Annotated in this window: 22 protein-coding genes; 19 read left to right on the plus strand and 3 right to left on the minus strand. The window is 65.0% G+C overall.

Annotation, left to right across the window (positions count from 1 at the left end):
• The first annotated feature begins 41 nt into the window (after window positions 1-41).
• Window positions 42-452 (plus strand): peptide deformylase, encoded by a 411-nt coding sequence (locus tag LE416_RS07585; protein WP_225047898.1) that lies wholly within the window; start codon window positions 42-44, stop codon window positions 450-452.
• Window positions 449-1,087, plus strand: coding sequence for a pentapeptide repeat-containing protein (locus LE416_RS07590; protein WP_225047899.1), 639 nt, complete (start codon window positions 449-451; stop codon window positions 1,085-1,087). The genes LE416_RS07585 and LE416_RS07590 overlap by 4 nt, the downstream gene beginning before the upstream one ends.
• A gap of 87 nt (window positions 1,088-1,174) precedes the next feature.
• Here LE416_RS07590 and LE416_RS07595 read toward each other — a convergent pair whose 3' ends face one another.
• Window positions 1,175-1,855: a DUF554 domain-containing protein gene (locus LE416_RS07595; protein WP_225047900.1), complete on the minus strand. Its 681-nt coding sequence runs from the start codon at window positions 1,853-1,855 to the stop codon at window positions 1,175-1,177.
• A gap of 128 nt (window positions 1,856-1,983) precedes the next feature.
• Here LE416_RS07595 and LE416_RS07600 point away from each other — a divergent pair, with 128 nt between their 5' ends.
• Both LE416_RS07600 and LE416_RS07605 read left to right on the plus strand, forming a co-directional pair.
• On the plus strand, window positions 1,984-2,493 hold the full coding sequence (locus tag LE416_RS07600) for a sigma-70 family RNA polymerase sigma factor (RefSeq protein WP_225047901.1): 510 nt from the start codon (window positions 1,984-1,986) through the stop codon (window positions 2,491-2,493).
• A 2-nt stretch (window positions 2,494-2,495) separates the two neighbouring features.
• Window positions 2,496-3,371, plus strand: coding sequence for a hypothetical protein (locus LE416_RS07605; RefSeq protein ID WP_225047902.1), 876 nt, complete (start codon window positions 2,496-2,498; stop codon window positions 3,369-3,371).
• Window positions 3,372-4,751: 1,380 nt separating this feature from the next.
• Here LE416_RS07605 and LE416_RS07610 read toward each other — a convergent pair.
• Entirely contained in the window at window positions 4,752-5,126 is a 375-nt protein-coding gene (locus LE416_RS07610; RefSeq protein WP_225047903.1) for a DUF1093 domain-containing protein, read from the minus strand.
• Window positions 5,127-5,258: 132 nt separating this feature from the next.
• Between LE416_RS07610 and LE416_RS07615 the strand changes: the two genes are divergently transcribed.
• From LE416_RS07615 to LE416_RS07625, 3 genes are all read left to right on the plus strand, one after another.
• Entirely contained in the window at window positions 5,259-6,725 is a 1,467-nt protein-coding gene (locus LE416_RS07615; RefSeq protein WP_225047904.1) for a peptide MFS transporter, read from the plus strand.
• 418 nt (window positions 6,726-7,143) lie between these two features.
• Window positions 7,144-9,009: an ATP-binding cassette domain-containing protein gene (locus LE416_RS07620; RefSeq protein WP_225047905.1), complete on the plus strand. Its 1,866-nt coding sequence runs from the start codon at window positions 7,144-7,146 to the stop codon at window positions 9,007-9,009.
• A 13-nt stretch (window positions 9,010-9,022) separates the two neighbouring features.
• The gene (locus tag LE416_RS07625) at window positions 9,023-9,523 is read left to right on the plus strand and encodes a GNAT family N-acetyltransferase (RefSeq protein ID WP_225047906.1); all 501 of its coding nucleotides are present in this window, start codon (window positions 9,023-9,025) and stop codon (window positions 9,521-9,523) included.
• Window positions 9,524-9,722: 199 nt separating this feature from the next.
• Here the strand turns inward: LE416_RS07625 and LE416_RS07630 are convergent, their stop codons facing one another.
• Window positions 9,723-10,262, minus strand: a complete 540-nt coding sequence (locus LE416_RS07630; RefSeq protein ID WP_225047907.1) for a TetR/AcrR family transcriptional regulator — start codon at window positions 10,260-10,262, stop codon at window positions 9,723-9,725.
• A gap of 117 nt (window positions 10,263-10,379) precedes the next feature.
• Between LE416_RS07630 and LE416_RS07635 the strand changes: the two genes are divergently transcribed.
• The 12 genes from LE416_RS07635 (at window position 10,380) to LE416_RS07690 (ending at window position 21,087) form a co-directional block, all read left to right on the plus strand.
• Window positions 10,380-11,180, plus strand: coding sequence for an SDR family oxidoreductase (locus tag LE416_RS07635; RefSeq protein WP_225047908.1), 801 nt, complete (start codon window positions 10,380-10,382; stop codon window positions 11,178-11,180).
• A 210-nt stretch (window positions 11,181-11,390) separates the two neighbouring features.
• The gene (gene arsC, locus LE416_RS07640; RefSeq protein WP_225047909.1) at window positions 11,391-11,807 is read left to right on the plus strand and encodes an arsenate reductase (thioredoxin); all 417 of its coding nucleotides are present in this window, start codon (window positions 11,391-11,393) and stop codon (window positions 11,805-11,807) included.
• Window positions 11,804-12,337 carry an AAA family ATPase gene (locus LE416_RS07645; protein ID WP_225047910.1) on the plus strand — a complete coding sequence of 178 codons (534 nt, stop codon included), beginning with the start codon at window positions 11,804-11,806 and terminating at the stop codon, window positions 12,335-12,337. Before arsC ends, LE416_RS07645 begins: the two co-directional genes overlap by 4 nt.
• 682 nt (window positions 12,338-13,019) lie before the next feature.
• Window positions 13,020-13,487 (plus strand): PTS sugar transporter subunit IIB, encoded by a 468-nt coding sequence (locus tag LE416_RS07650; RefSeq protein ID WP_225047911.1) that lies wholly within the window; start codon window positions 13,020-13,022, stop codon window positions 13,485-13,487.
• On the plus strand, window positions 13,484-14,242 hold the full coding sequence (locus tag LE416_RS07655) for a PTS mannose/fructose/sorbose/N-acetylgalactosamine transporter subunit IIC (protein ID WP_225047912.1): 759 nt from the start codon (window positions 13,484-13,486) through the stop codon (window positions 14,240-14,242). The genes LE416_RS07650 and LE416_RS07655 overlap by 4 nt, the downstream gene beginning before the upstream one ends.
• Window positions 14,235-15,047: a PTS system mannose/fructose/sorbose family transporter subunit IID gene (locus LE416_RS07660; protein WP_225047913.1), complete on the plus strand. Its 813-nt coding sequence runs from the start codon at window positions 14,235-14,237 to the stop codon at window positions 15,045-15,047. Before LE416_RS07655 ends, LE416_RS07660 begins: the two co-directional genes overlap by 8 nt.
• Window positions 15,048-15,528: 481 nt before the next feature.
• Window positions 15,529-16,440 (plus strand): metal ABC transporter solute-binding protein, Zn/Mn family, encoded by a 912-nt coding sequence (locus LE416_RS07665; protein WP_225047914.1) that lies wholly within the window; start codon window positions 15,529-15,531, stop codon window positions 16,438-16,440.
• Complete coding sequence (gene rpsN / locus LE416_RS07670) at window positions 16,441-16,710, plus strand: 30S ribosomal protein S14 (RefSeq protein ID WP_225047915.1); 270 nt, start codon at window positions 16,441-16,443, stop codon at window positions 16,708-16,710.
• A gap of 1 nt (window position 16,711) precedes the next feature.
• Window positions 16,712-16,822, plus strand: a complete 111-nt coding sequence (locus LE416_RS07675) for a putative metal homeostasis protein (RefSeq protein WP_225047916.1) — start codon at window positions 16,712-16,714, stop codon at window positions 16,820-16,822.
• A 697-nt stretch (window positions 16,823-17,519) separates the two neighbouring features.
• Entirely contained in the window at window positions 17,520-18,089 is a 570-nt protein-coding gene (locus LE416_RS07680; RefSeq protein WP_225047917.1) for a hypothetical protein, read from the plus strand.
• Between the two features lie 78 nt (window positions 18,090-18,167).
• Entirely contained in the window at window positions 18,168-19,628 is a 1,461-nt protein-coding gene (gene cls, locus LE416_RS07685) for a cardiolipin synthase (protein ID WP_225047918.1), read from the plus strand.
• 808 nt (window positions 19,629-20,436) lie between these two features.
• A complete protein-coding gene (locus LE416_RS07690; protein ID WP_225047919.1) occupies window positions 20,437-21,087 on the plus strand; it encodes an MIP/aquaporin family protein in 651 nt (216 codons plus the stop codon).
• Window positions 21,088-21,514 lie beyond the last annotated feature (427 nt).

Below are 21,514 nucleotides of genomic sequence, written 5' to 3' on the forward strand. Positions count from 1 at the left end.
GCGCGTGGTACAATGGGGCGAACGCGACAGGAGGCAAACCCATGATTCAACCGATTAACCGCGACACCCTTTTTCTTCAGCGCAAGGCGCGCCTGGCGACCCCGGCCGACCGCGCCGTCATCCAGAACCTCAAAGACACGCTGGCCGCGCACCGCGCCGGCTGCGTGGGCATGGCCGCCAACATGATCGGCGCCGACTGCCGGATGATCATCGCGGCGGTCGGCCCCGGCGCGCTGGTGCTGGTCAACCCGCGCATTACCGCCAAGGTCCGCCCGTACCAGACGCAGGAGGGCTGCCTGTCTCTGACCGGCGAGCGGCCGGCAACGCGCTTCGAGTCAATCACCGTCGCCTACCTAGACGAGCAGTTTCGGCCGCACACCCAGGACTTCAGCGGCTTTCTCGCGCAGGTGATCCAGCACGAGGTGGCGCACTGCGACGGGGTGCTGATTTGATCGCCGCCCCGCGCGTGGTCGAAGACGGGCTGGAAGCGCGCCGCTGGGCCGACCTGGTGAACGCGGAGGACCACCTGCTGCGCGACGTGAAAATGGTCCCGGAAGTGGTACCCAATGGTTCCCTTACCCACGCGACGCTGGAGAACAGCGTCGCCGACCACCTCGGTCTGGCCGGCGTCGACCTGCCGCGCCTGGAGGCCACCGACGCGATCCTGCGCGGCTGCGACCTCGCCAACGCCGACTTGAGTTCGGCCAGCCTGCTGCGGGCGCAGTTTTCCGGCTGCCGGCTGACCGGCACGGTGCTGGCCGGCGGCTACCTGGCCGACGTCACCTTCACCGACTGCCAGCTGGAGATGGTGAACCTGGCGGACACGACGCTGAAAAACGTCCGCTTCGAGCGCTGCCGCCTGGTGGCCAGCGACTGGAGCGAGGCCAAGCTCAAGGCCGTCACCTTGGCGGACTGCGACCTCGACCGCGCGGCCTTCCCCGGCGTGCGCCTGCGCGGCCTGGACCTGCGCGACTGCCGCTTCAAGACGCTTGAGGTCGAGCCGACCCAGCTGCGCGGCGTGATCGTCACGCCGCAGCAGGCGGCGAGCCTCGCAGTGCGGGTGCTGGGGCTGGACGTGCGGGCTTGAGGCGGCGCCGCCGCACGCAAAGGGCCGGCCGATTCATTCCACCCACGGTGTGAACGAATCGGCCGGCCCTTTTTTGGCGCGAGCTTGTTAAATGAAGTGCAGCACAATGAAGAACAGCGGCGGCACCGCCAGCGCCGGCAGGAGGTTCAGGGTCTTGACGTCGGCGAGGTGCAGCAGGTTGACGCCGGACGCGAAGATCAGGATGCCGCCGACCACCGACAGCTCGGTGAGCAGCGCCGTGGAGATTGCGTTGGCCACCAGGAGCGTCAGCACGTAGATGGCGCCCTGCCAGAGGAACAGCACGGGGGCCGCGAGCGCGATGCCGAAGCCGAACGTCGACGCCAGCACCACCGCGGTGATCAGGTCCAGCGTCCCGTTGGTGAACAGGAAGGTGTAGTCGCGGTTCAGCGCGGCCTGCATCGGCCCGACGATCGACAGCGTGCCGATGCAAAACAGCAGGATGGCGGTGGACAGCCCCTGCGCCAGCGCCGACTGGCCGCCGGCGCGCGCCATCAGGTTATTGAAGCGGGTGTCCAGGTCGAGCGCCTGGCCAATCATGGCGCCGATTGCCATGCTGGCGAGAAACAGCACCGGGTACTTGCTCTTGGGCATCGCCTGCACGGTGGTGTTGGCGCCCAAAAGCAGCACCGCCAGCCCAATCGCCTGCATCAGGCTGGCCTGGAACTTGTCCCCGAGGCCCTTTTTGAACAGGGCCCCCAGGGCGCTGCCCACAAGAATCATTCCGGTGTTAAAAATCGTTCCCCACATGTTGTCGTCGTCCTCCCGGTTTGCGTTAACGCTTAGTATACACTTGTGCGCGGGAAAATTTTAACGGCGGCGAAACCTTTTGCACTGTCGGCGGGTCTAATGGGTGTACCGAAAAAGGGGTGAGTAAAGTGGATGAGGTGAGGTTGGTTCAGAAAGCGCAGCGGGGCTCGGCCGCCGCGATGACGCGGCTGTTGCGGCGTCACTACCGGCAGCTGTACACCGTGGCCTGGGCATACGTGCGCAATGAGCAAGACGCGCTGGATGTGATTCAGGAGGCAAGCTATCGTGCCGTGGTGCGGGTGGCACAGCTGCAGGACCCCGCGCTTTTTGGCACATGGCTGACGCGCATCGTGATTAACGAGGCGACGCGACTTTTGGCGGAGCGCAAGCGGCGTGAAGCCGCGCCGTTGACCGAAACGGTTCCGGCGGCCATCGCGACGGATGCGGCGCAGCACCTGGCGGTCACCGAAGCGCTCGGGAGTATCGACGAACGCTACGCCACTGTGCTGCGGCTGCATTATCTGGGTGGCTGGTCGGTGCACGACGTCGCCGGTCAGCTCGCCGTCAGCGAGAACACGGTCAAGACGCGGCTGGCGCGCGGGCGCGCGGCGCTGCGCGAAGCATTGGGGAGGGATTAAACATGAGACAAAACGAGGGCAGGGTGCCGCGCGCAGCGGTGATGAAGGCAATCGACGCGGGGGTGTCCAAGGCGGCCCCGCGCCAGGCGCGGCGGGTGCGGGTGACCCGCGGGCTGGCAATTGCTGCGGCCGCGCTGCTGGTGGTCGGCGGCGCAACTACGGTGGCGGCGGGCATTAACCGTCTGAACGACACGAACGGGCAGACGCTGCCGAATTCTGGCAATTATTGGCAAGGCACCGGGTTCAGCCCGAGCCAGGCCGGCAACCGGCAGGCCAAGGCGTGGACGATGAAGCCGGGCATCACCTACCTGTCGGGGCCGACGAAGGCGGTCAACACCCAGCAGGTGGCACCAGGGCTCTATGACGTCACCGCGACCAAGGGAGACATCGACTACATGGGGACACTGATTCCGGAAGGCGCGACTTATCCGGGCATTTGGTACTTTGCGGACAACGCGCAATACGGCCTGGCTCCGGGGACCGAGGCCAGGTTGACGCCGGCCAAGTTCGCCAAGATGCCCGTGCACGGGAAGACTTACACGACCACCAGTCCGTTCGGGGCCTACAATGTCGGCACTCAGATTCCGGCCGGCTACTACCGGCTGCACATCGAGACAACGCGACCGAAGTACCACGTGCTAGTGAACCACGACGTTCAGTCTGATTCGGGCAACGACAATGTCGGCATCACGGTCGAACTGTTCGACACCGACAAGCAGGACAAGGCAATTCAGCTCGCGGCCAACAACCCGCTGATGATTTTCGAAACGGGCAGCAAGACGCAAAAAGTTGCCTCGCCAGCCGGCAGTATCACGCTTCAGCTGACCAAGATCTCCCTGGCGGAAGCGAAGCGCCTAGGATTTGATGCGACGCACTAGCCGGTCCGGCGTGCGAGCATAAAAGTTGACGAGAAATTTTACCGCGGGTACGATGGACTCAGATGAGCATCGGAGTCGTGGGGCGGCAAACGCGTTGCCGGCAACACCCGCGGCTCAGGCGAACGATCCGGCGGCAAGCGCCACCAGTAGCCAACTCAGACCAGGCCCCAACCAGGCCATCTTATGCATAGGGTAGTGGAACCCGCCCAGCACCACAGCGGGAAGATGAACAGGGTTATGGATCACCATCCGCGCGTCGCACCACTGGGAGGGCCTACTCATTTGAGGTAGCCGCGGCCCAACCCAGACGCGCGGCGCACGCACCGGCTGCACAGATACCAGCATTGCCCCGGGTGGTTCCGGGAGGTCCTGCAGCAACAGGCCGTGCAAAGCACCACGCGCAGAGTCAACTGAAGCTAATTCAATCGCGCCGAATCCGGTTTGGGGGCACTCCCGGGCCGGGTTTGGCGCGTCTTTTTGTGTCTGGGACTTCGCGTGCGGCTTGATGCTTTGCCTTGCAAGGTAGCAACCGGTGGGGATACGGTGGATCTGCTGCTCGCTGGTCGTCGGGCTCCGCGGGGCAACGCGGGCTCGCATAGCCAGCACCGGTACTTGGGCCAAGAGCGCCCCAAGCACCAGCGCTACGCTATGCGGCCCGTTAAGTGCGCCCCGCTTCGCCCTGGGTATCGTCGGGCTCCGAAGCGCAACGCCGGTTCGTCTAGCTAAGGCCGGACACTGGGCCAAAGAGCGGCCCAATGCCCAGCCTTACGCTAGCCGACCGGCTAAGCCCGCGCTTCTCCGCCCTGGTCGTCGGGCTCCGCAAGGCAACGCCGGAACGCACAGCTAAGGCCGGGCATCGCGCCAAAGAGCGGCCCGACGCCCAACCTTACGCTGTGCGTCCGGCTAAGCCCGCCTTGCTCCGCCCTGGTTATCGTCGGGCTCCGCGGGGCAACGCGGGAGCGGCTTGCTACGCTAGGGTACTCGGGCCAAAGAGCGGCCCAAGCACCCTAGATAGGCAATCCGTCCCGCTAAATGCGCCCCGCTCCGCCCTGGGTACAAAAAAAGTCCAGCACCGTCTGCTGGACTTTCGGGTCAACTCATTCCAGGCCTTCCTGGGCGCTGACGACCAAGACCAATGCGAGATTGGTTAGGGGGGTGGTCGACAGTGGGATGTTATGCAATGACGAGGTCATTTTAACCCATAATGGGGCACAAGTAAAGGGTTCCTGAGCAACTTCAAAGTTGTTCCTACCAATGCCGGCGGTGCCCACAAACCTGCGCCGTCGCGGCTAGACCACTGCGAAACCACTTTCCCGGTCACTTCGCACGGCAGAGAAAATGCGGCGGCCGCCTGCAGTGAGGCGGTCGCCGCGTTGGGCGTTACTTGATCTGCTCCAGCGCCTTGGCCGGAATGTCCTTCACGTCGACGTAGGAAGGGCCCTTGATCACGCGCTTGTCGGAGATCTCGGCCTTGAGGTACTTGCCCACGACGTAAGGCTGTGGGTTCTTGCTGGACAGCTCGAAGTCGACGGTCTTGGTCGTGCCGTCCTTCAGCGCCCAGGTGAACGAGTAATCGTAGGAGTAGTAGCCGCTGATGGTTTTGCCGGAGGAGTCCGTGGTCTGGTGGCGCTTAGGCGTGGTGGTCACCTTGGTGTAGCCGGTGGCGCCGGCGTAGGTGCTGGCGTAGTACTTGTAGCCGAACCAGCCGCCGGCCAAGACGATCACAAGTCCGATGATGGCCAAAACTTTTTTCATAAACAATTCGCTCCTGTCTGTGTTTGTCTGCATTCATCTTACCAGAATTGGCGCGCGCGTCACTAGCAAACGGGTGACAGTCGCCTTCCACTTTTGTCACCTTGGTGTAAAATGGCCAAGATGCAAGGAGGCATGATGGTGGCAAAAAACGCGCGCGACGGACGGCCGTCGGCATTCGCGGCCCTGGCGGCGACGTCTCTGGGCACCGGCTTCGCCACGTACGGCGTGTCGGCGATTCTGATTCTGTACCTCTACGCGGCGCCGACCGCGGGGCTTGGGTTCGACCGGGTCACGGCGACGCAGATCCTCGCGGTGTTTGCGACGGTGGGGTTCATCACCGGCACCGCCGGAAGCTTCGCGGCCGACCGGCTGGTGGGGATGCGCAAGCTGCTTTTGGTCGGCAACCTGATCAAGGCGGCTGGCGTGGCGCTTTTGGCGGTGCCCGGCGGCGGGGTCGCGGCGCTGTGGGGCAGCCTGGCGCTTCAGGTCGTCGGCTCCGGGGTCTGCGGCCAAAGCCTCAACGCGCTGGCCGGCGCCCTGTACGACCGCGACAGCCCTCGGCGCGCCGCGGCCTTTTCGCTGCTGTACATCACCGCCAACATCGGCGCGGCGGCCCCGCTGCTCACCGGCACGGTCGCGCTGCACTTCGGCTACCACGCCGGCTTCGCCGTCGCGGCCGCGGCGCTTTTGCTCAGCCTGGTGCCGTACTGGTGGGGGCAGCGCCGGTGGTTCGGCGACATCGGGCTGGCGCCGGTCGACCCGCTGCCGCCCAGCGCCCGGCGTCGCCTGCTCGGCGGGGCCGCAACCGTGCTGGTCGCCCTCGGCCTGGCCGGGACCGTCGCCGGGATGAACCACTGGGTGAGCGTGGCCGGCCTGACGACGGTGATCGGCTGGGCCAGCCTGGCGCTGCCAATCGTCTACGCGGTGGTGATGGTGCGCTCGGCCAAAACCAGCGCGGCAGAGGCCCGGCGGGTGCGGTACTTCGTCGTGTTCATGATCGGCAACGCCATCAGCATCGCCGTCTACGGGCAGGCGACCGGGATTTTGGCGCTGTACGCGGCGGATTCGGTGCGGCTGACCTACTTTGGGCTGCACCTGACGCCTGCGGGCTTCCAGACCGTGCCCGCGGTGTTTGCCATCCTGTTCGGCGCCGTCGCCAGCGTCGCCTGGACGCGGCTGGGCCGCCGGCAGCCGAGCGACACCGTGAAGTTCGGACTCGGGATGGTGCTGTGGGGCCTTGGACCGCTGTTCATGGCGGTGCCGCTGGCCATTTTTCCCGCCGGGGTGCGGGTGTCGCCGCTGTGGCTGGTCGGCTTCTACGCGCTGATCACGCTGGGCGAGGCGCTGACCTCGCCGATCGGCACGGCGCTTGCGACGCGCATCGCGCCGTTGGCCTTCACCACGCAGCTGGTGACGGTCTACTCGCTGTCGCAGGCCGGCGGCAACGGGCTGGCCGCGCTGTTGGTCACACTGTACCGGCGGGGCCACGAGGCGACCTACTTTCTGGTGCTCGGCCTGGTCACCGTGGCGTTCGGGCTGGGGATGCTGGCCTGGCGCCGGAAGCTCTCGGCCGGGGTGACCAGCGGGCTGCGGCGGTAGCGGGGCGGCCGCAATTGGGTTGCGCGGCGACGGCGCACGCGGCGGGGTGGCGCGGCAACCGTGGCATTGCGAGTCGACCCGGCGCCGCAAATTGTCGCCAAGAATTTCTCATCTCGGCAGCGCTTGCGTTTTAATGAATCACATGGTAATCTAATGGAAATACAAGAAGGAGGGGCCGGGATGAATTTGATCAGTCGGCGTCTGTTCACACAGACGAATTAGGTTCGCGAGACTTAAATAGCACACGTTCGTACGTCCGAGCCGCCGCTGCGGCACCCGGGCGCCTAGTTTTCGTGCGCGCCGATGAGATCAGTTCATTCTTGCCCCCGACGGTGGAGTCCGCGGTGCGGGCTCCTTTTTGATGGCCGCAGTTTGCCTGGCCGCATCCGCTGATCTCCGGGCGCACCCTGGAGGAAAAATGTTCAAACACTTACTGACGCGAAAGGGCGAGTTTTCGCGCGTCATCGTTTTGCAGGCCGTCAACAACGCCTTTCTGGTCTGCTGGTCGTTCCTGTTTCAGCTGATCGTCGACACGGCGATGGGCAAGACCCAGTGGCGGTTCGTGCCGCTGACCCTGTTCATCATGGGCTACGTTTTGGTGATGGACATTGTGTTCACCGCCGACCACTACCAGACCAACCTGCTGAAGTTCCGCACCACCGCCAGCCTGCGCGAGGCGGTGGTCGCCCAGACCGCGCGGCTGTCCCCGGCGGCGTTCGGCGAGCTCGGCGTCGGCGGCATCATCGCCAAGCTGACCAAGCAGCTGGACAAGGTCGAGGCCGACTACTACGGCAGCCTGCTCGGCCTGTCGCGCCTGGTGTTCCAGTTCCTGTTCGCCGTCGCCGGCACCCTGGTGATCAACCCGCTGGTGACGCTGGTCGCGCTGGGCCTGTCGCTGCCGTCGCTCGCCTTGCCCTACCTGACGAAAAAGGCGATCGCCAACGCCTCGGCCAAGCAGGTCGAGGAGATCGAGCGCTACACCACGCGCATCACCGACCTGCTCAGTGGCTTCACCACGCTGAAGTTCGCGCTGGCGCCGGCCGCGTTGATCGGCCAGCACCGGCTGGCGAACCGCAAAATGCTCGCCGCGCAACGGGACAACGAGCGCATCAATCAGATCACGTCCGGCCTCGCGATTTTTCTGAACGACGTGACCACCCTGATGATCTGGGTCGTCGGCGCCGTCCTGGTGCAGCGCGGCGAGATGGGCATGGGCCAGCTGGTCGCCTTCGCCAACCTGACCGGCTTCATGGCGTGGCCCCTGACCGAGCTGACCCAGACAATCCCGACCATCATCGGCGGCGGCAAGGCGGCCGCGGTGATCGGCGAGTTCCTGGACCGGCCGACGCAGGCGGACGACGCGCCGGCGTTGATTAGTGGGACGACAGACGACCCGGAGCAGAAAGTCGCGGTGCCCATTGGTGCGGTATCGGGTACCGCGGTTCCGAGTGCGTCCGCGGCCCCGGCCCCGGCCGTAATGGCGGGCGCACCGGCGGCCTCGACGCTGGGTGCTGGTGCCGCGACCGGCGGCGGGCCGCTTGCGGCACCTGCCACCGCTGCGGGCACCCCGGCCGCGCCGCGCGTCACGGTTCGGGCCCGCGGCCTCGGGCTGACCATCGGCGACCACCGCGTGCTGCAAGGTGTCGACCTCGCGCTGGATCAGGGCAAGAAGTACCTGCTGGTCGGCGCCAGCGGCAGCGGCAAGTCGACTCTGGTGCGGCTGATGCTGGGTGAGCTGGCGCCGACGGAGGGCGAGCTGACGCTGATGGGTGAGGCGCCGGCGCGGCTGCCGCGCGCGGCCGTCTACTCGCGCATCGGGCTTTTGGCGCAAAAGGGCTACGTGTTTGCGGCGACCGTGCGCGAGAACATGACGCTGTTCGCCGAGGGCTACGCCGACACCGCGATTCTCGCGGCGCTGACCCGCGCGGGGTTGGGCCCGTGGCTGGCCGACCACGGTCTGGACACTAGGGTGTCGGAGGCCGGCGCCGAGCTGTCCGGCGGTGAGAAGCAGCGCCTGGCGCTGGCCCGGCTGTTTCTGCGCGGCTACCCGTTTTACGTGTTCGACGAGCTGACCACCGGGCTCGACCCGCACATCGCAGACCGCCTGCAGCGCGACATCTGCGCGATGCCGCAGGGCTTTTTGATGATTACCCACACCTACAACCGTGACGCCTTTGCGGCCGTCGACGAGATTCTGGTGATGCGGGCGGGCCGCTTGGCGGCCCGCGGCCGGGTCGAGACCCCGGCGGTTCAGGCGGCGCTGCGCGAGCTGGCGATGATCTGAGGAGGCGATGACAGTGAATGAGTTGACTTACCGGCCGGTCGAACCGGCCGACTACCCGCTGATGGCCGCCTGGTACCGGGACCCGCGCGTGATGGCGCCCGTCGGTTTTCCGGCGGGTTTGATCAAGACCGTGGATCAGCTTGCCGGCACCGTGGCGCGGCATCTGGCCAAACCGGGTGCCGGGTGGGAGACCCTTTTGTCCGGTGGCCGGCCGATCGGCGAGTTCCTGTACGCCCTTGAAGCCCCGGGCGTGATGACGTTTGACCTCACAATCGGCGAGTTCGACTGTCAGCAGTTGGGCCTGGGCACCCGTGTGCTGCGCGAGCACCTGCCGGCCGTGGCGCACAAGCTGGGCGCCACGCGCGTCGCCATTGAAGTCGATGCGCACAACGCGGTGGCCCTGCACGTCTACGCCAAGGTAGGCTTTGCCAAAAGCAAGCTGCCGGTCGCGCCTTGGCGCGATTCGGCGGGGGCGCTGCACACGGCGGTTGGCCTGGTCCTCGCGATGACGTGATGAGCAGGCGGCTGATGCCGATTGTGAGCCGATGGGCATTGGCTAGTGCCTGATTGTCCGGTGCACGGCTGGAACTCCGGCAGGTCGGGGATGACATGCATTCTCCCGACAGGAAGCAAATGGCGTCACCCGTCTGATTGGGCTCACCGACAACCGCACAGCGGCCGGCCGGTGAGCCCTTTTGGTGCCAGTGCGCCGGTTATACGAAGGCCGGCCGCACCACGGCCCAGGTCAGCTCGAAGTTTTGCTGAAAATCGGCGTCCCACCGCGCGGCGTATTCCGGCGCCGAGAAAAACATGAAGCTGAACAACACGCCGGTGGTGAAGGCGGCGTCCTTGCCCGTCGCGGCCATGAAGCTTCGGCCCAGTGCCTGCGTGTGTTGGGTGTAGGCCGCGGTGTCGGCGGCGATGTAGGCGGTGTAGACCGCAAACATGGCGGGGTCGCGCAGCCGGGCCTGGCGCTTGGCGTCGGCCAGCGTCCAGAGCCAATCGTGTGCGATGGTCGCAGTGTCGGCCGCCGCCGCGACTCGGTACGGAAACAGGGCCGCAAGCGCCTGGTCCAGCCAGCGCAGGGCCAGCGCGGTCCACAAGGCCTGCTTGCTCGCGAAGTGCTTGTACAGCGCCGCGTGGCTGACGCCCAAGGCGGCGCCGACGTCCTGCAGCGTCACCTTCAGGCTGCCGGTTTGCCGCAACAGCTCGGCCGAGGTTTGGAGAATTGCATCATCAGTAAGTTTTGTCATGGCTATATTTTACCACGAGTTACAAAAATAAAATATTGTAACTTTAATCGAATTGCTGTACCCTACTGGGGAGCAGGCGCTTGGACCTGCAATTCCAGATAAAGGACCCACACAGTCATGAAACTCACCCAAAACACCATTCTCATCACCGGCGGCACCTCGGGGCTCGGTCTGCGCCTCGCCCAAGCCCTGCTGCGCCGCGGCAACGTGGTCATCGTGACCTCGCGGCGCCAAACTGTCATTGACCAGGCGGTGGCCGCCAACCCCGGCCTGGTGGGTTACCCGGTCGATGTGGCCGACCGGCAAAGCGTGCAGGCGCTGGCGGACAGGGTTCGAAGCCAGCACCCCGACCTGAATATGGTGATCAACTCGGCCGGCATCATGCGCGGCGTGAACTTTTTCACCCCGCAAACGCCACTGACCGCCGAAATTGAGACCAATCTGATCGGCACCGCCAACGTCGACTGGGCCTTCCTTCCGCAGCTGGCCGCAGCCCCCGAGGCGGCGCTGATCAACGTCAGCTCGGGTCTGGGCTACCTACCCAGCACCGCCCATCCGCTGTACGCCGCCAGCAAGGCCGGGGTGAACGCCTTGACGACCGCGCTGCGCAACCAGGCCGCATACTGGGGCTACCGCCACCTGCACGTCATTCAGGTCGCGCCGCCTCTGGTCGCGGCCACGAACCTGGAGCCGACGATGCATGCCAACGGCGAGCGCAACCCGCTCAACATGGACATCGACGCGTTCGTCGCCGCGGTGCTCAAGAGCATCGGGCACAACCGCGCCGTGATCAACCCTGGGGCCAGCCGCCTGCTGGCCGCCGCGGGTCGCCTGGCGCCGCGCTGGCTGGTGGCCCGGCTGATGCGCCGCACGATGCAGACCGAGTTCCCGCAGCGCTCCGGCGCGGCCAAGGCGTGACGCCTTGCCGGCTGCTGGAAGCGGCCAAGGGGCGCTTTGAGGACAGGCGACTGGCGAGTTGGCGGCTAGGCGTTCGCCTTTTTTTGCGGTACGCCGCGGCAGGGCAGGCGGACGACCCGATTGCCACCGGGAACGGCGACGGCTGGCCCGGGCTGTGCTATAGTAGCGGCAAGAAGTCACCCTGGCGTAACCCGCCGAAAGGAGCCACTCATGCAACTGTATTTTCTCTGCACCGGCAATTCATGCCGCAGCCAGATGGCAGAAGGCCTGGCCAAGGCACTGCTGCCAGCAACCTGGCGCATTCAAAGCGCCGGCGTCGAGGTGCACGGCCTCAACCCGCAGGCAGTCACTGCGATGGCTGCGCGGGGCCTGGACATCTCCCGGGCCGAGTCCAAGCTGATCGACCCGGCTTACCTGGCGAGCAGCGACGTCGTCATCACCCTCTGCGGCGACGCGCGCGACCGCTGCCCGGCGCTTGCGCCCGGCACCCACGCGCTGCACTGGCCGCTGCCAGATCCTGCGCAGGCGACCGGCAGCGCCGCCGAACGTGCCGCGGTTTTCGCCGCTGTGCGCGACCAGATCGAGGCGCGCATCCGCGCCACCTGGCCGCAGGAGGTGCAGGCATGAGCAAGCGGCTGATCCTGATCGGCGGGCCGATGGGCATCGGCAAGTCCACGCTCGGCCAGTACCTGGTCGACCACAGCGCAGACCGTGCCGTTTTCCTCGACGGCGACTGGTGCTGGGCGATGCACCCGTGGGACTTCAGCGACGAAAACAAAAAAATGGTGATGGCCAACATTCAGTTTCTGCTCAACGCGTTCATCGCCAACTCGCGCCTCGACACCATCGTCTTCGTCTGGGTGATGCACCAGCAGGCGATCATCGACGAACTGCTGGCCGGCCTGCACGGCGACTTCGACGCGCACTCGGTGTCGCTCGTCGCCACCCCGGCCGAGCTGACGCGGCGCTTCGAGCAGGACGTTGCCGGCGGCGTGCGCGAGCAGGCGGCGCTGGCCGGGACGCTGGCGCGGCTGCCGCTGTACGACGCGGTGGCCTCGCTGAAGCTGGACGTGACGGGCTTTGAGTGCGCCGAGAACGCCGCGCGGCTGTTGGCGCTGGTCGCGCAGGCGCCGCCGTTTCTCACGAAAAAATCGTGAGAAATCATTGACAGCCGGATGAGAGAGGCGTAGTTTAGCCGTAATCAAAACATTTCGTCCTAAACCGTTGAAGTGGAGATCAAGACTGTTGTGCACGTAAAGAGAGCGACCGGAGCTGAGAGTGTCGCCGAACGCAGGCAGTTAAATGGACCACTGAGGGTCAGCCCAAAAGCCGTGCGCGGCGAGTCAGGCTGGACGTCGGGCATACGTCAGTTGCCGGGAGGGTGTTAGCCCTTCGCTAAGGGGGAGCGTGCAAGTTTTTTGCACGCGCCAATTAAGGTGGTACCGCGGAGAATTCCGTCCTTAATCAGTCAAAAAGACTGGTTTAGGGCGGAATTTTTTGTATCTCAACAAAACCAGAGCGCAGCGCGGCGTTTAGCCGGTCGGGTAGCGTAAGGGGGGGCGTTGGGCTGCACTTTGGCCCAGCGTCCGGCCTTAGCTAGACGAACCGGCGATGCCGCGCGGAGCTCGACGAAACCAGAGCGCAGCGCGGCGGGCTTAGCGGGTCGGGTAGCCTAGCTCGGGTGCTTGGGCCGCACTTTGGCCCGAGTACCCGGGCGTAGCTAGACGCACCCGCGGTGCCGCGCGGAGCTCGACGAAACCAGGGCGAAGCAAGGCGCACTTAGCCGAACCGGCGTTGCCTCGCTCTGCACGCTCACCACACTTTTTTGGAGGTCCCAACATGTCAATCACCTTTGCACGAATCGATGAACGCCTGGTCCACGGCCAGATCATGACCACCTGGATCAAGCAGTACCCCGCTGACACCATCCTGATCGTCGACGATGCCCTGGCCGCAGACGACTTCACCAGCTCGATCCTGGCGATGTCGGCGCCGGCCGGGCTGACCATCGCCATTCAGGGCGTGACCGCCGCCGCGGCGACCCTGAGCGCGGCCGGCGGCGAGCCCGTGTTCGTCCTGTTCAAAACGCCGCAGGCCGCGCTGGCGCTGAGCCAGGCCGGCGTCGCACTGGTCGCCCTGAACGTCGGCAACCTGGGCAGCCGGCCGGACCGTCGGCCGCTGACGCACCGCGTCTTCGCCAGTGACGCCGAGGTCGCCGCGCTGCGGGCGCTGGCGGCCGCCGGCACCGACGTCTACCTGCAGATGCTGCCGAGCGACGCCAGGCAGGAATTGGGGGATGTGAAATGAATACCTTGCTGTTTGCCTTGATCATCGCCGCACTTTGCTGGCTAACCAGCTCCGCGATTCCGATGTGGTCGCGCTGGGCCTTCTACTTCGGGGCGCCGCTGGTGGCCGGGCTGATCGACGGCCTGCTGCTCGGCGAGCTGACGTACGGGCTTCAGGTCGGCGCCACGATTCAGGCCGCCTACATCGGGCTCTTGGCGATCGGCGGGTCTTTGCCCAACGAGATGGCGATCGCCGGCTACCTCGGCGTCGCGATGACGATGCTGTCGCACAGCGACCCGGCGACGGGGCTGGCGATCGCCACGCCGCTGGGGCTGCTCGGGGTGTTGTGCCTGAACGCGAAAATGGCGCTGAACCCAATCTGGGTGCACAAGGCCGACACTTACGCCGCCGCCGGGGACATCCGCAGGCTGCGGCGCATGAACCTTTTTGCCTCGCAGATCGTGCCGTTCATCACCTACTTCATTCCGGCGTTCCTGTGCGTGTACTTCGGCGGCCACTACTTCACTGCGTTCATGGCGGCGCTGCCGGCGCAGATCACCGCGGTGCTGACGCTGATCGGCAAGCTGATGCCGGCGCTGGGGCTGGCGATGCTGATGCAGGCTTTGGCCAAGCGCTCCACGCTGCCGTTTTTGCTAATCGGCTTCGTCCTGGCGGCGTACCTCAAGCTGAACATCACGGCCGTGGCCATCGTCGGCACCGGCTGCGCGCTGTTGCACTACTACTACATGCCGATGGGGGGCAAGCAACATGACTAAGACCATCAGTAAAAAGGCACTGCGCCAGACCTGGTTTGCCTGGCAGTCCTGGGGACAGATCTGTTACAACTACGAGCGGATGATGGGGCTGGGCTTTGCGCACGCCATGTCCTACACGCTCGCCGACCTGTACCCAGACGACGACGAGGCGCTGGCCGCCGGGCTGACCCGCGAGTTGACCTACTTCAACACCGAAAATACGTGGGGCGCCATGATTCCCGGCATCGTCGCGTCTTTGGAGGAGCAAAAGGCCAACGGGCAGCCGGTGTCCGGTGACATGATCAACAACCTCAAGGCCGCCCTGATGGGGCCTTTGGCCGGCATCGGTGACACCATCACCCAGTCTTTGGTCAAGGTGATCCTCCTGGGCATCGGCATCGACATGGCCAAGAGCGGCAGCGCGCTGGGGCCGATCCTGTTTATCCTGCTGTTTTGCGCCTACGCCCTGGTCGTCGGCCACACCACGTTTTACGCCGGCTACCGGCTGGGCAAAACGGCGGTGACCAACCTGCTGGCCGGCGGGCGCATCGCGCGGGTGACCGAGGCCATCGGTGCGTTGGGGATGATGGTGCTCGGCGCCCTGATCCCGACCACGATCACCGTCACCACGCCGCTGAAGGCCACGTTCGGCCAGCTGAAGCTCGAGCCACAGAAAATTCTGGACTCGGTGGTGCCGAGCCTTCTGCCGCTGATCGCCTTCGTGATCCTGTACCTGCTGCTCAAAAAGGGCGTGCGGCCGACGCGCCTGATGGCCGGGCTGATTGCCTTTGCCGTCGTCGCCGGGCTGCTGGGCGTCCTGGCCTGAGGCGGCGGGTGCGCGCCGACGCTTGGACTGAGCGACTGCGGTGCAGGGCCGGCGTCGTTGCCGCTCCCGTGTCTGCGCCGCTCCCGCGTCTGCGCCGCCGATGCGGCTGCGCGGTTGCGGCCCGACCGCGGCGCAGGGGATTCCGGCACTGACGCCAGGGTGCGGCCGGTGTGCGGGCCGCACGACGGGCACGGCAGGCTGCTTGCCACCGCGCCCGGCGCCAATCAGTGGAATCGCATCTAAAGGCGGGCCGCCAGCCCGCCTTTTTGCGTCGCGCCGGGCCCGCGGTTGACAGCTTCGCGGCCGGCGTGCTAACCTGCAATAGTTGCTAATGAGGAGCCATTACGATTAAGGATTCGCTAATCGTAACGGCCACGGCGTTGCCGGCCACGTTCACTTACTATTGACAAGTGGTGACGGGCTGTTATGATGGACAATGTTAATCGTAGCGACTACGATTACGAACAACTGGGGGAACGGAATGCGAGACTTTTTGACACGGCTAAGGCGGCTCGGCCTGGTGCTGATAGCGCTTGTGGCCGCCGGCGCGCTAGCCGGCTGCGGCCAGACCGCAACGCCCAAGCGGCAGGGGCTGCAGGTGGTGACCACCGTCGATTTTTACGCCGACGTCGCGCGCGCGGTGCTCGGCGACCACGGCACGGTCACCGCGGTGATCAACCGGCCGGACATCGACCCGCACGACTACGAGCCGACCGTCAACGTCGCCAAGACCGTGGCGGCCGCCCAGGTGGTGCTCAAGAACGGCGCCGGCTACGACGACTGGATGGACCGCCTGACCGCAGCCGACGGGGCGGGCATCACCACGGTGTCCGCGGCCAAGGTGGTCGGCATCAAGGACGGCGACAACGAGCACATCTGGTACAAGCCGGACGTGATGCCCGAGCTCGCCCGCGCGCTGGCCAAGGTCTACGGCCAAAAAGACCCGGAGCACAAGGCGGCCTACCGGACCAACGCCGAGGCCTACATCCGACGACTCAGCCCCCTGACGGCCAAGATCGCCAGCCTGAAAAAAGGCGCGGCGGGGCAGGCCGTGGCGGTGTCCGAGCCCGTTTTTGACAACGCGCTGAGCGCGATGGGCTACCGCATCGTCAACAACCACTTCGCCCAGGCCATCGAGGAGGGCACCGACCCCAGCCCCGCGGACATCCGCGCGCTCGAGGCCGCGATTGAGAAGAAGGACATCGCATTTTTCGTTCAAAACACGCAGGCCGACAGCAAGGTGGTCACCAACATCGTGAAAAAGGTCCGCGCGGCGGGCATTCCGGTGCTGCAGGTGACCGAGACCATGCCGGCGCACACGACATACACCAGCTGGATGATGCAGCAGTACGACGCGCTGGCCAAGATTCAGCGCAGTAATGGAGGGAAATGAATGGCAAAACGTTCCAAGATTGAAAAGGCCAAGCGCCAGCAGGCCCTGGTCGTGAAGTACGCCGCCAAGCGGCAGGCGCTCAAGGACGCCGGCGACTACGCGGGGCTGGCCCAGCTGCCGCGCGACTCAAGCCCGGTGCGGCTGCACAACCGCGATGCACTCGACGGCCGCCCGCACGCGTACCTGCGCAAGTTTGGCCTGTCGCGCCTGAACTTCCGCGACCTGGCGCACAAGGGCCAGATCCCGGGCGTCAAGAAAGCGAGCTGGTAATATGAGTAAGACTGACATTGCAACCGCCCACCGCGAGCTCAAAAGCCCGAACATCAAGACGAGAAGCCGCGCGCTCAAGACGTTGAAGGACGCCAAGAAGCGCGGCAAGTAGGCCCAACCACGGCGCCCGCCGCACCTCCCCACAGTCGGAGGTGCGGCGGGCGCTGTTTTTGTACCCAGGGCGGCGCATGGCGTGCTTAGGCCACCGGCTAGCGTATGGCACAGTGTTGGGCCGTACTTTGGCCCGGCACTGTGCCATAGCTAGACGAGTGGCCGTTGCCATGCGGAGCCCGACGACACCTAGGGCGGAGCAAAGGCGCATTTTGCCGGTCGGCTAGGTAGTATTTGACAGTCCGGGCTCCGGCCCGAACGCACCACCACTTCCGGCTCCGGGCCGGGGCGGCGGAACGCGTGGGGCTCCCCTGAGCCCGTTCCGGTCTCAGGACCCGCCCTTGCTGTAAGCTGGCAAGGACGGCCAGCTAACAGCAATTTCACGCCGGCACGCCCCGGCCCTACGTCTCCAGTGGTGGTGCGTCCGAGCCTCCGCCCTACTTAGCGGATAATTGACCGATTTATGGGGCTCGATACTTGAAAAGGCAGATTTTATTTTCAGACACCACCTAGCGTATGACTGAGGCATGAAGCGCACGTTGCTGTCTGTGTCGGCCTTAGCTAGCCGAACCGGCGGCGCCTTGAACAGCCCAAGGCGGCTGACCTTACGGGACTGATCGCCGGGTGACAGAAGTGAAAGCGCTTCCCGACGCTGGGGGGTTACACTGATGCCGTTGGGACAACTATGGAGGCGACGATTGATGTCAAAAGGAATGAAAACGCTGACGGTGACGGTGCAGGTGCTGATCGGACTGACGGTGCTGGTGTTCGCGGGGATGCTGATCGCCACGGCGCTGGGCCAGGTGGTCATCGACCGCGTGGACCTTGGGCCGGGTCACGTCTACCACGACGCGCTTTTGGCGCAGTTCAGCGGGATGCGGCGCGTGACGACCGCGGCGGCCTGCTGGTGGCAGGTCAAGGCGGGGCTTGGGCTGATGGGGCCGGTGACGCTTGGAATGCGCTACGGCCTGGCCGCAATCGCGCTCGCCCAGGCGCTGCCGGTGCTGGTGCTGGCCGCGACGCTGTGGCCGCTGATGACGGCGGCGCGCCGCGGGCAGGGTGTCGCGGCCGCGGCCCGCAGGCTGGTGCGGGGGAGCCTGGTCGGGCTTTCGCTTACCCTCTTCGATGGGCTGCTTTTGCCGCTCATCGTGAATGCGGCGTCGGGCGACCACATTCAGATGGACCTCACGCTTTTGACGCTGCCGGACCTCTTGATGTGGTTGGTCATCGGCGTGCTGGCGGCGCTTGTGGCCGGCCGCAGGCAATAAGGGCAACAGCCGCTTCGTGCGGCTGTTTTTTTCGGCCCGGATGCGGTAACTTAGAGCCAAGACAACCGCAACGGGAGGATGGCAATGGACTGGACTTTGATTAAAACGGTGATCACGGCGGTGTACCTGCTGAACGTGGCGGCCGCGATCCTGACGGTGTTTCGCGAAAAGCGCGACATCGCCGCGACCTGGGCGTGGCTCTTGGTGCTCAACCTGCTGCCGCTGGTCGGTTTTGCGCTGTACTACGTGTTCGGCCGCAAGCTGTCGCACCGCCAGTTGGACCTGGTGCGCGCGCAGCCGCACGCGGAGCTCAACAAAGTGCTGGCCCGCCAGCAGGAGCTGGTCCCGCGCCCGGCCGCCAGCGACTCGCAGATGGAAGCAACGGCCAAAAACATGATCACGCTGTTTCAAAACACCGACCAGAGCTTCGTCACCACCAACAACCAGGTCGGCGTGTTCACCGACGGGCCCGCGCTGTTCGACGACCTGCGCCGCGAAATTGCGGCGGCCGAGCACAGCGTGTTCGTGGAGTTTTACACCTTCTACGGCGACGCGCTCGGCGCAAGCGTCCTGGCCGCCTTGGTGGCTGCGGCCGAGTCCGGCGTGGCGGTGTATGTGCTGTACGACGCTTGGGGGTCTCTGGGCGTGAAGGCCGCGTTCTTTGACCCGCTGCGGGCGGCCGGCGGGCACGTCGAGCCGTTCCTCGGTGTCCACCACCGGGCGGATTTTCGCCTGAACTTCCGCAATCACCGCAAGATCGTGGCGATTGACGGCTGGACCGGCTACATCGGCGGCTTCAACATCGGCGACCAGTACGTCGGTCGCGCCAAAAAGTTCGGCGCCTGGCGTGACACCCACCTGAAGGTCGAGGGCGACGCCGCGCTGGCCCTGCAGCAGCAGTTCATCCGCGACTGGAACGCGACGGCCGGCGCCGCACAGCAGCTGGACATCAACCGGACCCATTTTCCCAAGGCCAACAACGGGCTGGGCACCGCGATGATGCAGATCGTCGCGAGCGGCCCGCAGAACGACCTGGCCCAGATCAAGCTCGGTTACATGAAAATGATCAACGCGGCGCGCGTCAGCCTGGACATCCAGACCCCGTACCTGATCCCGGACGAAAGCGTGCTGACCAGCCTGCGCACCGCGATCCACAGCGGCGTGCGGGTGCGCATCATGATCCCGCACATGCCCGACCATGCCTTCGTCTACCGCGCCAGCCAGTACTACGCGCGCGGCCTGGCCCAGGACGGCGCGGAGATCTACTTCTACGAGGCCGGCTTCCTGCACGCCAAGGTGATGGTGGTCGACTCGGCGATCGCCTCGGTCGGTTCGGCCAACATGGACTTTCGCAGCTTCGGCCTGAACTTCGAGGCCAACGCCTTCGTCTACGACCACGCCCTGGCCACGCAGCTTGAGGCCATCTTCACGGCGGATGTCGCCAAAAGCCGCCGCGTGACGCCGGCCGACTTCGCGGCGATGCCGCGCTGGCTGCGCTTCAAGCAGACGTTCTCGAGGCTGATATCGCCAATATTGTAGAGGGCGGAGCCGCGCGCACTTAGCGGGACGGGTAGCCTAGCCAAGACGCTTGGGCCGCACTTTGGCCCGAGTGCCTTGGTGTAGCTAGCCGCTCCCGCGTTGCGCGGCGTAGCCCGTTTGAGTAGAGAGGGCGGAGCAAGGCGCACTTAGCCGGTCGGGTAGCGTAAGGCCAGTGCTTGGGCCGCACTTTGGCCCGAGTGCCTTGGTGTAGCTAGACGAACCGGCGTTGCCTTGCGTAGCCCGTTTGCGTAGACGGCGGATCCCGTTTGCGTGGGCTGCCGCGGCCTCCGGGCCCCGGGGCGGGTCGGGCTGTGCGGCCGGTTTCCGCCCTTTGGGCTCCAACCTAAAAGATGAGCCAAGCCGCCGCCTACGGCTTCGCGCTTGTCTCATCTTTTGCCGGAAGCAGTGGCGCGAATGCCCCGCAAGGACCGCGGGTCATCCGGGCCGCTGCTTCTTTCACGGCCCGACCCGCCCCGGGGCCCTGCGGCCGCTACATGGTGGTTGGTTGGCCACATGCTGTGGGTGGCAGCGGCGAGGTGCAGCCGATGCTGGTGAGAGAAATGGATTGCGCAAACTACGCGGCAATCAATGGTATGTAATGTCTAGGAAGGTCAAGTAGCGGAGCGTGCCTGGTCATCTTGTGTCCACGTCGACGGCCGCAACGGCGGCGCCCGGCACGCCGCTATATTAGTTTGATTATAAATTGTTTACAACTAATCTCGTGGCAAAAGCCCATTTATCGCCGTTAGGGTGTTATACTGGAGTCATTCAGCGGCCACGCTGGTCGCAGGTTATGGAGGAATCATTGATGCAAAAACTTGTTGCAGAGTTCATGGGCACCTTCCTGCTGGTCTTTCTCGGCAGTGGCGCCGTCCTGTTCGCCAAGGGTGATGCGTTGACCATCGCCATCGGCTTCGGCCTGGCGATCACCGTGTCGGCCTACGCGTTCGGCGGCATCTCCGGCGGGCACTTCAACCCGGCGGTGACCACCGCGATGATGATCAACGGCCGCACCCCGGTCGGCGAGGGCTTCGCCTACATGGTTAGCCAGATCATCGGCGCGATTGCGGCCAGCGCGGCCGTGCGCGTCGTGGTCGGCGCCCTGAAGCTGCCGGTTGACCAGATGGCTCAGACCGATTTTCCTAAGCTGAGCGTCGGCGCCGCCTTCTTCGTCGAGGCGCTGGCAACCTTCCTGTTCCTGATGGTGATCCTGGCCGTCACCGCCAAGGCGGGCAACGGCGACTTCGCCGGCCTGGCCATCGGCGTCGCGCTTATGCTTTTGATTATCTTCTCCGTCAACTTGACCGGGGCGTCCCTGAACCCGGCCCGTTCGATCGGCCCGGCCATCTTCGCCGGTGGCTCCGCGCTGAAGCACCTGTGGCTGTACATCGCCGCACCGGAAGTCGGCGCGATCATCGCCGCCTTCGCGGGCCGCTTCCTGCTGGGCACCGAAGACTAACCATTGAACGTAACTACCCCTGTCGGCTGTGCCGGCAGGGGTTTTTGCTGTCTGGTCGAAAAAAGTAAAAGTTTTTTTGTTGTCGCTTTTAGAATTGAAAAATTCATAATATCGAGCCGAAATTTTGCCGGTTGATTAGTTGCCATGATGAACAATCGGTTATGCCACGAATTTCCGGTTTTGTGCCGTCAGCTTTTGAAAAAACCCTTTGTCAGATTTCGTCGGGGAGACATAAAAACGACCGCTGCGGACAAACCGCTTGGTACCGGGGATGAGTGCGCCCAGTTTTCGATTATACAAAGATTTGAATGAATGTTGATGGCTTTTTAGCTTAGCCATTTTGGCCTACGTTGCGATCTGTTGACGAAAGATAAGTGCGTTGATATAGTCAAATTGTTATTTCAGTCGCATTCGCTGGGCGTGGAGC

It is taken from the genome of Lacticaseibacillus kribbianus, assembly GCF_020180945.1.
Classification (GTDB): Bacteria; Bacillota; Bacilli; order Lactobacillales; family Lactobacillaceae; genus Lacticaseibacillus; species Lacticaseibacillus kribbianus.